General features: G+C 36.7%; 14 protein-coding genes and 2 pseudogenes. 12 read left to right on the plus strand and 4 right to left on the minus strand.

The window, feature by feature from the left end; genetic code table 11:
- Positions 1-72 precede the first annotated feature (72 nt).
- Together safA and AABL52_RS05330 are read left to right on the plus strand one after the other, a co-directional pair.
- Positions 73-229, plus strand: a pseudogene (safA, locus tag AABL52_RS27115) (SafA/ExsA family spore coat assembly protein); the annotation flags it as partial.
- A 1882-nt stretch (positions 230-2111) separates the two neighbouring features.
- Entirely contained in the window at positions 2112-2759 is a 648-nt protein-coding gene (locus AABL52_RS05330) for a YhcN/YlaJ family sporulation lipoprotein (RefSeq protein WP_001093531.1), read from the plus strand.
- Between the two features lie 33 nt (positions 2760-2792).
- Here AABL52_RS05330 and AABL52_RS05335 read toward each other — a convergent pair whose 3' ends face one another.
- Positions 2793-3227: a hypothetical protein gene (locus AABL52_RS05335; RefSeq protein ID WP_000721247.1), complete on the minus strand. Its 435-nt coding sequence runs from the start codon at positions 3225-3227 to the stop codon at positions 2793-2795.
- 445 nt (positions 3228-3672) lie between these two features.
- On the opposite strand from AABL52_RS05335, the gene AABL52_RS05340 reads away from it, so the two are divergent.
- From AABL52_RS05340 to AABL52_RS05350, 3 genes and pseudogenes are all read left to right on the plus strand, one after another.
- On the plus strand, positions 3673-3993 hold the full coding sequence (locus tag AABL52_RS05340; RefSeq protein WP_000426921.1) for an ArsR/SmtB family transcription factor: 321 nt from the start codon (positions 3673-3675) through the stop codon (positions 3991-3993).
- A gap of 67 nt (positions 3994-4060) precedes the next feature.
- A pseudogene (locus AABL52_RS05345) lies at positions 4061-4989 on the plus strand (DMT family transporter).
- Between the two features lie 120 nt (positions 4990-5109).
- Positions 5110-5640: a BofC C-terminal domain-containing protein gene (locus tag AABL52_RS05350; RefSeq protein WP_097844018.1), complete on the plus strand. Its 531-nt coding sequence runs from the start codon at positions 5110-5112 to the stop codon at positions 5638-5640.
- Between the two features lie 13 nt (positions 5641-5653).
- Here the strand turns inward: AABL52_RS05350 and AABL52_RS05355 are convergent, their stop codons facing one another.
- Positions 5654-6598, minus strand: a complete 945-nt coding sequence (locus AABL52_RS05355; protein ID WP_000810667.1) for an iron-hydroxamate ABC transporter substrate-binding protein — start codon at positions 6596-6598, stop codon at positions 5654-5656.
- Positions 6599-6786: 188 nt separating this feature from the next.
- Here AABL52_RS05355 and ruvA point away from each other — a divergent pair, with 188 nt between their 5' ends.
- The 6 genes from ruvA to yajC are packed head-to-tail and all read left to right on the plus strand — an operon-like array spanning position 6787 to position 11120.
- The gene (gene ruvA / locus AABL52_RS05360; RefSeq protein WP_000464502.1) at positions 6787-7404 is read left to right on the plus strand and encodes a Holliday junction DNA helicase RuvA; all 618 of its coding nucleotides are present in this window, start codon (positions 6787-6789) and stop codon (positions 7402-7404) included.
- 5 nt (positions 7405-7409) lie between these two features.
- Positions 7410-8411 (plus strand): Holliday junction branch migration DNA helicase RuvB, encoded by a 1002-nt coding sequence (ruvB, locus tag AABL52_RS05365; RefSeq protein ID WP_000344467.1) that lies wholly within the window; start codon positions 7410-7412, stop codon positions 8409-8411.
- The gene (locus AABL52_RS05370) at positions 8408-8608 is read left to right on the plus strand and encodes a DUF2905 domain-containing protein (RefSeq protein WP_000138162.1); all 201 of its coding nucleotides are present in this window, start codon (positions 8408-8410) and stop codon (positions 8606-8608) included. The genes ruvB and AABL52_RS05370 overlap by 4 nt, the downstream gene beginning before the upstream one ends.
- Positions 8609-8627: 19 nt before the next feature.
- Positions 8628-9680: a tRNA preQ1(34) S-adenosylmethionine ribosyltransferase-isomerase QueA gene (queA, locus tag AABL52_RS05375; RefSeq protein ID WP_088097856.1), complete on the plus strand. Its 1053-nt coding sequence runs from the start codon at positions 8628-8630 to the stop codon at positions 9678-9680.
- A gap of 12 nt (positions 9681-9692) precedes the next feature.
- Positions 9693-10832 carry a tRNA guanosine(34) transglycosylase Tgt gene (tgt, locus tag AABL52_RS05380; RefSeq protein WP_000125362.1) on the plus strand — a complete coding sequence of 380 codons (1140 nt, stop codon included), beginning with the start codon at positions 9693-9695 and terminating at the stop codon, positions 10830-10832.
- A gap of 27 nt (positions 10833-10859) precedes the next feature.
- Entirely contained in the window at positions 10860-11120 is a 261-nt protein-coding gene (yajC, locus tag AABL52_RS05385) for a preprotein translocase subunit YajC (protein WP_001068068.1), read from the plus strand.
- Between the two features lie 36 nt (positions 11121-11156).
- Here yajC and AABL52_RS05390 read toward each other — a convergent pair whose 3' ends face one another.
- The gene (locus tag AABL52_RS05390) at positions 11157-11540 is read right to left on the minus strand and encodes a TIGR04086 family membrane protein (protein ID WP_000349143.1); all 384 of its coding nucleotides are present in this window, start codon (positions 11538-11540) and stop codon (positions 11157-11159) included.
- 103 nt (positions 11541-11643) lie between these two features.
- On the opposite strand from AABL52_RS05390, the gene AABL52_RS05395 reads away from it, so the two are divergent.
- Positions 11644-12291 carry a DUF421 domain-containing protein gene (locus AABL52_RS05395; protein WP_341519019.1) on the plus strand — a complete coding sequence of 216 codons (648 nt, stop codon included), beginning with the start codon at positions 11644-11646 and terminating at the stop codon, positions 12289-12291.
- Between the two features lie 29 nt (positions 12292-12320).
- Here the strand turns inward: AABL52_RS05395 and spoVB are convergent, their stop codons facing one another.
- Positions 12321-13880 carry a stage V sporulation protein B gene (spoVB, locus tag AABL52_RS05400; RefSeq protein ID WP_341519020.1) on the minus strand — a complete coding sequence of 520 codons (1560 nt, stop codon included), beginning with the start codon at positions 13878-13880 and terminating at the stop codon, positions 12321-12323.
- Between the last annotated feature and the right edge of the window lie 127 nt (positions 13881-14007).

Genomic DNA, 14007 nt, shown 5'->3' on the forward strand with positions numbered 1-14007 from the left:
TTAACGTTATTTAGAAGATGTTACTTCATGAGATTTGTTACTTATAGATAAGTTATACAGGAGGGGGAAAATTTGAAAATTCATATCGTGCAAAAAGGGGATACCCTTTGGAAAATTGCGAAAAAGTACGGAGTGGATTTTGATACGTTGAAAAATACAAATACACAACTTAGTAATCCAGATTTAATCATGCCAGGTATGAAAATTAAAGTACCATCAAACAGCGTTCACGTAAAACAACATGCTGGAGCAGGTTCAGCACCTCCAAAACAATACGTAAAAGAAGTGCAACAAAAAGAGTTTGCATCAACGCCAACTCCGCTTGGAATAGAAGATGAGGAAGACGTTACGTATCAATCAGCGCCAATTACACAGCAACCTGCTATGCAACAAACACAAAAAGAAGTGCAAGTAAAACCACAAAAAGAAGTACAGGTAAAACCACAGAAGGAAATGCAAGTGAAACCGCAAAAAGAGGTACAGGTAAAGCCACAAAAAGAAGTGCAAAAAGAAAAGCCAATTCAAATAGAAAAACCAGTTGAAAAACCGTCTGTTATTCAAAAACCACCGGTTATAGAAAAACAAAAACCAGCAGAAAAAGAAAACACAAAGTTCTCGGTAAATGTATTACCACAGCCACCGCAACCACCAATAAAAGCGAAAAAAGAATATAAAATTTCAGATGTAATTAAAAAAGGAAGCGAGTTAATTGCTCCTCAAATTACTAAAATGAAACCTAATAACATCATTTCTCCGCAAACAAAAAAAGATAATATCGTGTCACCGCAAGTAAAGAAAGAAAACGTAGGAAATATCGTGTCACCGCAAGTAAAGAAAGAAAATATAGGAAATATCATGTCACCGCAAGTGAAGAAAGAAAATGTAGGAAATATCGTGTCACCGCAAGTAAAGAAAGAAAACGTAGGAAATATCGTGTCACCACAAGTGAAGAAAGAAAATATAGGAAATATCGTGTCACCGCAAATAAAGAAAGAGAATGTAGGAAATATCGTGTCACCACAAGTAAATAAAGAAAATGTAGGAAATATTGTGTCACCAAATGTATCGAAAGAAAATGTAGTGATTCCACAAGTTATACCGCCAAATATTCAAATACCAAACATCATGCCAATCATGGACAATATCCAACCACCGAATATGATGCCAATCATGGATAACAATCAACCACCGAATATGATGCCAATCATGGATAACAATCAACCACCAAATATCATGCCAATTATGGATAACAATCAACCACCAAACATCATGCCAATTATGGATAATAACCCAATACCAAACATGATGCCGATAATGGATAACAACAAAATGCCAAATATGATGCCGATAATGGATAACAGCCAAATGCCAAATATGATGCCGATAATGGATAACAATCAAATGCCAAATATGATGCCGATAATGGATAACAATCAAATGCCGAACATGATGCCAATCATGGATAACAATCAAATGCCGAACATGATGCCAATCATGGATAACAATCAAATGCCGAACATGATGCCAATCATGGATAATAATCAACCACCGAATATGATGCCATATCAAATACCATACCAACAGCCTATGATGCCGCCGAATCCGTATTATCAACCACCAAATCCATATCAGATGCCGTATCAGCAAGGAGCACCGTTTGGACCGCAATATACGTCTATGCCAAATCCAAATATGATGCCAATGGATAATAATATGCCACCGCTCGTGCAAGGAGAGGAAGATTGTGGGTGCGGAGGTGAGAGTAGGCTATATAGTCCGCAACCTGGAGGACCACAATACGCGAACCCTTTATATTATCAACCAACTCAATCGGCATATGCACCACAGCCAGGAACGATGTATTATCAACCAGATCCACCAAATGTATTTGGGGAGCCAGTTTTAGAAGAAGAGGATGAAGAAGAAGTTTAAAAAAGGTGGGATTATTCCCACCTTTTTTGTATGTAGAGCCGTTCTGAAACAGGAAGATTTACACCAGATGTTAGAAAATTCCCAGTGAAATATTAACAGTGTAAAAACCTTCTCTGTTACTCATCATAAGAGGGAGCTTTTCGGAAGAGAAGCTCATTCTAACAGAGGGGGTTTTTGTATTGAATACGAAAGTAAAAGTGATTGCTGCTTCTTTGTTAGTTACCAGTGCATTAGCTGCATGTGGTACACCAAAAGATAACAATGCAATGGATGGACGTAACTACAATTACGAGCGTACATCTTATAATGATACACACCAGTATCGTGATAATGTAACGCGTAATGATCGTTATACAGATTATGTAACATATAGAAATGGTCGTAACGATACAGGATATAACAATTATTACCGCGATGTAAATTACAACGGTCAAATTGCTAATCCACATCCAACACGTAATATTACAATGAACAATTCATACATTAACAATGATGGTAAAACAGCAGAAAGAATAACAAATCGTGTGAAACGTATGAATAACGTAGACCGTGTGTCTACAGTTGTATATGGAAACGATGTAGCGATTGCAGTGAAACCACGTAATCCAGTATCGAATGAAACAGCGCTTGCAAATGAAGTTCGTCAAGCTGTTGCAAATGAAGTTGGAAACAGAAACGTATATGTTTCTGTAAGAAATGACATGTTTACTCGTGTCGATGCAATGAGTACACGACTGCGTAACGGTACAGTTACAAACGATTTCAATCGTGACATAACAAATATGTTCCGAGACATTCGTTACGGTTTAACAGGTACTATGCGATAACAAAACAAAAGAGGAAGGGCTAGCCCTTCCTCTTTATTCATCGTCGTCTTGTAAACGACGTTTTTTTATAAAATAACTAACGGAATAAGAACCTAAAAAGCATATGAAGAGAATACCACCTGTTAAAATAGCTTCAAAGAGAGGTCTTTCTGGACTGAAAATAATATAAATAATAGCCATAACGATTCCTACAATAAGAGAACGTAAAACAATTTTGTAATAAGGAGTTAATTTTATTTCCTTTTCGCTTTCTTCTACATCGATAGAAACGCTTAACTGTAAATAAGAAAGCACAATACTCGTAAGTATAAATAATAGCCATAATGGAGATTTTGTAATTTGATCCATTCCTTCAGTTAATCCGATATAGCCTAAAATGCCAATTATACCGAGTGATTGAAAAAGAAAAGCGATGCGTACGTTTTTTAATGTTTGCAGAATAAGACGTTCATCCTTAATTTTTTTCATAATATCTATCTCCTGTTTATTATAATTTCGCTGTTACATCAATTGTAACATATATATTACATTTATCAATTTATAATTTACATTTAATTCATTTGGATGAAAGAGGAAATAAAATATTTTTATAAACATGTTGCACTTATACGCTATTAATGTTATATTAGCAAAGCGATGAGCTAATTTACGTAAGACGAGAGATATGCTTAAGTGCTAAACACGCGAATGTGGTCGCCTGGTCTCTCGCCGTAAACGCATCAAGACGCCTGCTTTGCAGGCGTCTTTCATTTTATATGAATGTAATGGGAAGAATGGAGAAATCCAAGCTTCCCTTTTTTATTGGAATAAAAGTCGGAAAATAAAGTTATTTACAAGTGTATATGAAAGAGTTACTATTTAATGGTTATATATTACATGTTTTTTAGATATAAAAGGTTGGGATGAATAGGATATGGAGAACTTTGAATGTAGAAATACAGAAGTTGTATTAGAGAAATTTCAGGTCGTAACCCCTATATTTCAGGCGTTGGGAGATGAGAATCGTCAGCAAATTATTATGCTGTTATTAGAAAATAAACAGATGAATGTAACGCAAATAACAGATAAAATGGGGATTTCTAGACCGGCTGTTTCGCATCATTTGAAAATTTTAAGACAGGCAGAACTAATTGTAGCGGATCGAAATGGAAAAGAAATTTTTTATTCTATAATAGCCGGGGAATTTTTAAAACAGGTGAAGGATTTACTTCAAGCAATAGAATCAAATTATTAATTTTTTTTAACTAACACGTAAACAAGTTTAAACTTTTAAACCTGTTTACGTGAAAGGGGGAATAAAAATGAACAGAATAAATCGTATGTATATCATTATGTTGCTTGTTCCGTTATTTTGGGGTGGATCTTTTGCAACAGCAGAGCATGTTATTACTGAAATTCCACCGATTACTGCGGCAACAATTCGTTTTGGTTTAGCAGGTTGTATTTTAATAGGCATCGTGTTTATGAAGTCTGAGTGGAATACGAGTTTGTTATTAAAGAATTGGAAAGGGCTGTTATTTGTATCGTTAACAGGTATTTTTGGCTACAATGTTTTTTTCTTCATGGGACTTAACTATACTTCCACTCTGAATGGATCGCTTATTATTGCTACAATGCCCGTTTTTGTAACATTGGGAGCAATATTGTTTTTTAAAGAGTCTTGGAGTATAAAAGTCGGAATAAGTTTAATTTTTTCCCTTGTCGGTGTAATAGTGGTTATTACGGGTGGTTCAATGCGTATACTTATGTCTTTGTCATTTAATAAGGGAGATCTTTTATTTATAGCTGCTTTAACCTGTGGGGTTTTATATAGCTTAACAGGAAAAAAAGTTATGAGTGGTGTCTCCCCTTTGTTAACAACAATGAGTATGACGGTATTGGGTACTGTGTTTTTAGCAGGCCTTTCTCTATATGAAGATGGGTGGGGAAAGGTTGCAACGTTTTCTTTACAGGGATGGATAGAAATGTTGTATATGGTCGTATGCGGGACGTTAGTTGGATATATCGTGTTTAATAAAGGGGTAGAAGAACTAGGTGCAAGCAAAGCTAGTATGTATTTAAATCTAACTCCTATTGTGGCTACTGGTATATCAGTTATATTGTATGGAGCAGCTGTTACGTGGCAACAAATAGTTGGGATGATAATCGTATTAATTGGGGTTTATATAGCAACGGTACAATCAAATAAAGGTATAAAAAGTTTTCACGTAATCAATACGTTTCGAAATAGGTAGAAATCATTGCACTCTATAAGTCTTAATGAGAGTAATCTATGAATTAGGGATAAAACCTCCATTTCCGGAAAAACTACTAATGAAAGTTTGATCTTGCCTAAAAGAGGTGAACGGAAATGAGATGGATACTGATTGCGATGCAAGCTTTCGTTATGATGTTTTGCTTAGCTTATGAAACGAGTGCGAGGGCGGAAGGGCCAGTACCAGAAGTAACAGAAAAAGAGCCTGAAGTTACAATTTTATTAGAGCGAATGTATGTTGATGGAGAAGTAAGTGAGGAAATCTTTACAGAAAAAGTGGCGGATTTAGAAAAGTTTTTACAGCAGTATAAAGAATGGCAGCTCGTTGATCGTGATGATGTACAGATCGTATTACAAAAGAAAGTTGATGATATTTCTCCGTTATTAAAGACGAGCGGTTATTTTGGTGTGTCAGAGGAAGGGATATTACAAATTTTCAAAGGTGTACCGAAAAGTGATAATGCGATTCATTCCTTCTTTCAAATTGATATGAAAAAGCTGGAGAGTTATGAGCGTGCGAAATTGAAGCGTGGTATTCGGATTAAATCAAAAGAAGGTTTTGTGAAGACGATTGAAAAAATGAAGCAATACGCAGTGCAAAACAAGAAAAAAAGCAGCTCATGGTGAGCTGCTTTTTTTCTTATTTATTTTTCGCCAAAATTTGTTTTGCGATTTCATCAATTAGCATGTCTTTTCCGATTGGATTGAATGCTTTCGTATTGAAGACTTCATTCGATACTTCGTATACGTGATTATTTTTAACTGCTTTGTTGTCTTTCCAAACGGCACTGTTTTTGTAGTCTTCGTAAACTTTATCAGCTTCGCCGCCAAAGTTTACAATGAACATTTGATCAGGTTGGAATGCAACAAGACCTTCTAGCGATACTTGTGCCATCGTTTGTTTTAAATCTGTACCTTTTGTTGCTGGAAGTTTTAAGTCGTTAAAGATGATGTCACCGTATCCGAAGCTACCGTATACACGGAAGTTTTGTGGTGTAACTGCGACGAACATAAAGTTCTCATCTTTTGTTTTTTCTTTAATTTTTTTAGATAAAGAGTCTGCTTTTTTATCGTAGTCTGCAATCCATTTGTCTGCTTTCTTTTCTTCGTCAAATAGTTTACCTACTTCTTTAAACTTACCGCGCCAGTCTTCTAAGTTTGTTTCTAAAACAACTGTCGGTGCAACCTTTTCTAATTGGTCATAAATCTTCAATTGACGATTATTTAAAATAATTAAATCTGGTTTTAAAGCAGTAACAGCTTCTAAATCAACTTTAGGTGCCCAGTACCAACCTACTGCTTTTACGCCATCTAATTTCTCTGTTAAATGATTTTGTATTTTATCTTTATATGTATTTGCTGTACCAACAGGTTTGTGTCCAAGAAGTAATAATTCTTCTGTTGATCCAGATAAATCAACAATTCTCTTTGGATTTACTGGAATTGTAGCTTCCCCTTTAGCATGTTTTACAACTTTTGTTTTCGGTTGTTCTTTCGCTTTTGCTTCTTCTTTTTGAGAAGAGCAGCCAACGATAGAAAGAACCACTAGCATAATAGTAAATAAAATAAATAACTTCTGTTTCATCCTGATGTAACCCCTTTAATTAATATTGATAATCATTATCGACCTCTGTATATTAAGGTGCTTCGCGCTTTCTGTCAATGGAAAATAACAGAAGTTTCTAATAGAGAACATTTGTTGGGGTAGTCTCGCTTTTCTATCATTAAATATGTTAAAATGGAATACATGATTTAAGAGGGAGAGATCGTATTTTGTTTGAATATGTTACAGGTTACGTGGACTATGTAGGACCGGAATATGTCGTAATTGACCATAATGGAATTGGGTATCAAATTTTTACACCGAATCCGTATGTATTTCAAAGAAGTAAGCAAGAAATCCGTGTCTTTACATATCATTATGTGAGAGAAGATATTATGGCACTTTACGGGTTTAAAACACGTGAAGAGCGTTTATTATTTACAAAGTTGTTAGGTGTATCTGGCATTGGACCAAAAGGCGCTCTTGCAATTTTAGCTTCTGGTCAAACAGGACAGGTCGTTCAAGCAATTGAACATGAAGACGAGAAGTTTTTAGTGAAATTCCCGGGCGTCGGAAAGAAAACAGCGCGCCAAATGATTTTAGATTTAAAAGGAAAACTAGCTGATGTCGTGCCAGATGCATTTGTTGATTTATTCTCAGATACAGAACGTTTTGATGAGAAGAAAGGTTCATCAGTTGAGCTTGATGAGGCGCTGGAAGCCCTGCGCGCACTTGGATACGCAGAACGAGAAGTTTCTCGCGTTGTACCAGAGTTATTAAAAGAATCATTAACGACGGATCAGTATATTAAAAAGGCACTTAGTCTTTTACTAAATGGTAAGAGGTGAGTATAATGGACGAACGTCTCCTTTCAGGGGAATCTGCATATGAAGATTCGGATTTAGAATATTCATTACGGCCACAGACGCTCCGTCAGTATATTGGCCAAGATAAAGCGAAACATAATTTAGAGGTGTTTATTGAAGCAGCGAAAATGCGTGAAGAAACGTTAGATCATGTGCTTCTATATGGACCACCAGGACTTGGTAAAACGACGCTTGCAAATATTATAGCAAATGAAATGGGCGTTAATGTTAGAACAACTTCAGGCCCAGCAATTGAAAGACCAGGAGATTTAGCAGCTGTATTAACAGCGCTTCAGCCAGGGGATGTATTATTTATTGATGAAATTCATCGCTTGCATAGATCGATTGAAGAAGTGCTATATCCTGCGATGGAAGATTTTTGCCTTGATATTGTAATTGGGAAAGGGCCGTCAGCTCGGTCTGTACGTTTAGATTTACCGCCATTTACATTAGTTGGAGCGACGACGCGTGCGGGGGCATTATCAGCGCCTCTTCGTGACCGTTTCGGTGTACTTTCAAGATTAGAGTACTATACAGTAGATCAGTTGTCTGAGATTGTAGAACGTACAGCAGAAGTGTTTGAAGTTGAAATTGATTCGTTAGCTGCACTAGAAATTGCAAGACGTGCTCGTGGTACACCTCGTATTGCGAATCGTTTATTACGACGTGTACGAGATTTTGCACAAGTTCGTGGTAACGGAACAGTTACAATGGAAATTACACAAATGGCGTTAGAACTACTGCAAGTAGATAAATTAGGTCTAGATCATATCGATCATAAATTATTGCTTGGTATTATTGAGAAATTCCGCGGTGGCCCAGTCGGGTTAGAAACGGTTTCGGCAACGATCGGAGAAGAATCTCATACGATTGAAGATGTATATGAGCCATATTTATTACAAATTGGCTTTTTACAACGAACACCAAGGGGCCGAATTGTAACGCCGCTTGCATATGAGCATTTCGGAATGGAGATGCCAAAAGTATGACGGAGATGCCAAAATTGCTTATTACAGCAGGTATCTTACTCATTGTTGTCGGATTAGCTTGGAAGTTCATTGGAAGACTTCCAGGCGATATTTTTGTGAAAAAAGGAAACGTTACCTTTTATTTTCCTATCATTACATGTATTGTGTTAAGTATTGTATTATCTTTTATTATGTATATAATAAATCGATTCAAATAAGAAATAGGTGGATATAGTTATGGATATAAATCTGTTTGATTTTCATTTACCAGAAGAACTTATTGCACAAGTCCCGTTAGAAGATCGTGAAACATCAAGATTAATGGTGTTAGACCGTGAAACAGGCGATATTGAGCATAAACATTTTACGGACATTCTTTCTTACTTACATGAGGGGGATTGCTTAGTTTTAAATGAAACGAAAGTTATGCCTGCTCGTTTGCACGGTGTGAAAGAAGATACAGGCGCACACATTGAAGTACTTCTTTTAAAACAAGAAGAAGGCGATACGTGGGAAACGCTTGTTAAGCCAGCGAAACGTGTAAAAGAAGGAACTATTATTTCTTTTGGCGAAGGGAAATTAAAAGCAACTTGTACAGGAACTGCAGATCAAGGTGGACGTCAGCTTGAATTTTCATATGACGGCATCTTCTATGAAATTTTAGATGAACTTGGGGAAATGCCACTTCCTCCATATATTAAAGAGACGCTAGAAGATCGCGATCGCTACCAAACGGTATATGCGAAAGAGATCGGCTCAGCAGCAGCGCCAACTGCAGGACTTCATTTTACAGAAGAGTTACTGGAGAAGTTAAAACAAAAAGGCGTCGGGTTAGCTTTCATTACACTTCACGTAGGGCTTGGAACATTTAGACCAGTTTCTGCCGATACGATTGAAGAACACCATATGCACGCAGAATATTACCATATGTCTGAAGAGACAGCGGCATTATTAAATCGTGTGAAAGAGAGTGGTGGACGTATTATTACGGTAGGTACGACTTCAACTCGTACGTTAGAAACAATTGCGACAGATCATGATGGCAAGCTTTGTGCTGCTTCGGGCTGGACAGACATTTTTATGTATCCAGGTTATGAATTTAAAGCAATTGATGGTTTAATTACAAACTTCCATTTACCGAAATCAACATTAATTATGCTTGTAAGTGCATTTGCGAACAGAGATAATGTACTTCATGCTTATAATGAAGCAGTAAAAGAAAAATATCGTTTCTTTAGTTTTGGTGATGCAATGTTCGTTGCATCTCACGCTAAAATGGGAAACAAATAAAAGGAGTAAATTATGACAGCAATTCGTTATGAATTTATTAAAACTTGTAAACAAACAGGTGCCCGTTTAGGACGCGTACATACGCCGCACGGTTCATTTGATACACCAACATTCATGCCAGTTGGTACACTTGCAACAGTTAAGACAATGTCACCAGAAGAATTAAAAGCAATGGATTCTGGCATTATTTTAAGTAATACGTATCACTTATGGCTACGCCCAGGTCACGAAATTATTCGTGAAGCAGGTGGTTTGCATAAATTTATGAACTGGGATCGTGCAATCTTAACGGATTCTGGTGGTTTCCAAGTATTCAGTTTAAGTGACTTCCGTCGTATTGAAGAGGAAGGCGTTCACTTCCGTAATCACTTAAATGGAGATAAATTATTCTTATCACCAGAAAAAGCGATGGAAATTCAAAATGCATTAGGATCAGATATTATGATGGCATTTGATGAGTGTCCACCATTCCCAGCTACTTTTGAATATATGAAGAAGTCTGTAGAGCGTACAAGCCGCTGGGCAGAACGTTGTTTAAAAGCGCATGAACGTCCACAAGATCAAGGCTTATTCGGTATCGTACAAGGCGGAGAGTTCGAAGAGCTTCGTCGTCAAAGTGCAAAAGACCTTGTTTCAATGGACTTCCCTGGTTACGCTGTAGGTGGTTTATCTGTTGGAGAACCAAAAGATATTATGAACCGTGTACTTGAGTTTACAACACCACTTCTTCCAGATAATAAGCCACGTTACTTAATGGGAGTAGGTTCTCCTGACTCATTAATCGACGGTGCAATTCGTGGTATTGATATGTTTGATTGTGTACTTCCAACTCGTATCGCTCGAAATGGTACATGTATGACAAGTGAAGGCCGTCTAGTTGTAAAAAATGCGAAATTCGCAAGAGACTTTGGTCCGCTTGATCCGAATTGCGATTGCTATACATGTAAAAATTACTCTCGTGCGTACATTCGTCACTTAATGAAATGTGATGAAACGTTCGGAATTCGTTTAACGTCTTATCACAACCTTCATTTTCTGTTAAACTTAATGGAGCAGGTGAGACAAGCTATTCGTGAAGACCGTCTTGGCGATTTCCGCGAAGAATTCTTTGAACAGTATGGCTTTAATAAACCGAATGCTAAAAACTTCTAATACATAATTTAAAAGGAGGAAAAAAAGATGAATCCAGGTATGATGAATATCGTTATGATCGTTGCGATGTTTGCGATTTTCTATTTCTTATTAATTCGCCCGCAACAAAAGCGTCAAAAAGCAGTTGCTCAAATGCAAAGTGAGTTATCAAAAGGTGATGCTATCGTAACAATCGGTGGTTTACACGGTACAATCGAATCAGTAGATGATACGAAAATCGTTATTAAATCTGGTGGTTCACACTTAACTTTCGATCGCAATGCGATTCGTGAAGTTGTGAAAAACTAATGAGGAAGGCCCTGCATGAAATGTGCAGGGCTTTTTTTAGTTATTTTGTTTTGACATATTTACCCCAAAAATACCACCGAGTGTACTCGCCCCCATTAATGCTAATTGATAAAGTAACTGTGAGTTCGATAAAGTTTGAGAGAAGCCTAAATAGTTAACTAGAAAAACAAGTATAGCGAATGTAAGACCTGTTGTGAAACCTACTAGCCAACCTTTCCCTTGTGCCTTTTTGCCGGCAGTAAATCCGGATATAAGCATAGATAAAAGAGCAAGTATGAAAATAGTAACGGCTAATGTGCCTTCATTCATATCTGTAAACTTTAATAAAAGAGCCATAACCATGCTAATAATTGTTGCCAGAATTAATAAGGTAATGATACCAAAGCCGATTGCAGTTGATAATTTTTTCGTTCCATCCATTTATACATTCCCCCTTTTTAATACAAGCATATTTTCTTTTTGCTGAAGTTAGACTAGTTTATTTTTTATAGGGGAGTCTATATGTAAAAAAGGAGATGTAGAAATGGAATGGGTATCAATCATTGGCCGGACGATGCTTTTGTATATCATCATATTAATTATTTTTCGTCTTATGGGTAAACGTGAAATTGGAGAGCTAAGTGTATTAGATTTAGTCGTATTCATTATGCTTGGTGAAATGGCTGTAGTCGCAATTGAAAATACCGATAAATCACTTTGGCACCAATTAGTTCCGATGACTTTTCTTATGTGTATACAGATCATTTTGTCAGTCATTTCATTAAAGTTTCAACGATTTCGGCATTTAATAGAAGGTGAGCCGGCTATTCTTGTAAATGCGGGAAAGATTGATGAAAAGAAGATGAGAAAGCAACGTTATAATATAGATGATTTAATGATGCAGTTAAGGGAGCAGGGAGTCGGAGATGTACGGGATGTAGAATACGCTATTTTAGAACCATCTGGGAAGTTATCTGTCTTTCAAAAACAAAAAGGTAAACAGGATGCATTGCAGTTTACTCTTCCTCTTATTATTGATGGAGAAATTCAATCGAATCATTTACAAATGATTGAACATACAGACGAATGGCTCATTGGCAAATTAAAAAACTTAGGTTATAACGATATCAAACAAATTTTATACTGCAGCTTTCAAAATGGACAATTTTTTGTTGATTTGAAAGAAAACTAGAGGCTTACTATATGAAATAGTAAGCCCGTTTACTTCAAAAATGAAAGTTTTCGAATGATTGGAAGTCGACTTAACTCTTCTTTTCGAATGAGTTTGAAAGTGAAGAGGAGGATAATATAAACGATTGTTGTTAAAGTGATTTCCCATAATGTTTGTACGCCGAGTGAATGAGAGAAAATCATATATTTATGAAGGTAAAAACCGAAAGCGCCTGCGATGCCGATAGCAAGTCCACCGAAAATATAGTCCTTTGCATAAATGGTAAATGTAATTTTCTTTAAAACAGTAGCGTAATGAAGGAATGTTACCGTTACTATATTTGCAGCGATAGCGAGTGCAACCCCCATCATTTGAAAATCTGGCCTTGAAGCTAGTACAAAAATAACGATTAATTTCACGATTGCGCCAATAAATGTATTCATCATCGCAGCCCGTGCTAAGTTTAAAGCTTGTAAAACAGAGGTAAGTGGACTTTGAAAGTAATGAAATAAAAAGCAAGGTGCAAGAAGCTGGATGAATGCTGTTGCACTATCCGATCCATACATAAGAGTTAAAACAGGAGAAGCGAATACGTACAATATAACGACTGACCACCCACCGGTAATTAATGAAATGCGAAGAGCTTGTTGTAAGCGGTGCTCCACTAATTTATGCTGTCTTTTAGCCATCGCTTCACTAATAGATGGAACGAGTGCTGTAGAAAGGGCGTATGTAATAAAGGCTGGCAGTGAAAGAAGTGGGAAGGCATAACCGTTTAATATACCGTATTGCTGGGTTGCGACAGAGGCAGCAACGCCGGCAATCGCTAAGCTTTGCATAACGACGATAGGCTCAAAGAAATATGAAACGGAACCGATTAAACGACTTCCTGTAGTTGGAAGAGCGATATCCATAAGCGAATAAAATGTCCCTTTGCTTTCTTTTACAGTAGTGAAAAATCCAGAGCGTATAGATAAATGTTTTTCGCGCTGAAATAAAGTGAGTAAAAATAATAACGATGCAACTTCACCGAGAACGGCTGATAACATAGCACCAGCTGCAGCGTATTCTACACCGTAAGGTAAAAATAACTGAATGCATATAGCGATAATTGTAATGCGGACAACTTGTTCTATAACTTGGGCGTAAGCACTAGGTTTCATGTTTTGTTTCCCTTGGAAATAGCCGCGTAAAACAGAAGAAACGGCAATAACAGGAACGACAGGTAAAATGGCCATTAATGGATAGTACGTTCTTTCATCAGTTAATAATGTTTTTGCTAAAATAGGTGTGAGGAGCATAATTCCAATTGTTAAAATGATACTAATAACGGATGTAACTGCTAATGATACTGTTAATATTTTTTTAACTCTTTGTTTATCATTCACAGCTTCTGCTTCTGCTACAAATTTTGCGATTGCGACAGGAAGGCCGACTTGTGTTAATGTAATTGCTAGAATGAATGTAGGAACGGCCATCATATAAAGGCCAACGCCTTCTTCTCCTAAAATACGTGCCATTACAATCCGGTTAATAAATCCAAGGATTTTGGTAATAAAGCCGGCAATCATTAAAATAAATGCGCCTTTTAAAAAGCTTTGTCTCGTCATGGTCTTCTCCTACCTTCTCAAAATCAGTGGAATGATTTACAATAATTTATATGCACGTACGAGACAAGAATGACAAGCATTTGAGAGAGTGAAGTATGATTGTGCTCTTGAAAGTAGTTATTGCTGT

Source organism: Bacillus paramobilis (genome assembly GCF_038096195.1).
In the GTDB taxonomy this organism is placed as follows: domain Bacteria; phylum Bacillota; class Bacilli; order Bacillales; family Bacillaceae_G; genus Bacillus_A; species Bacillus_A mobilis.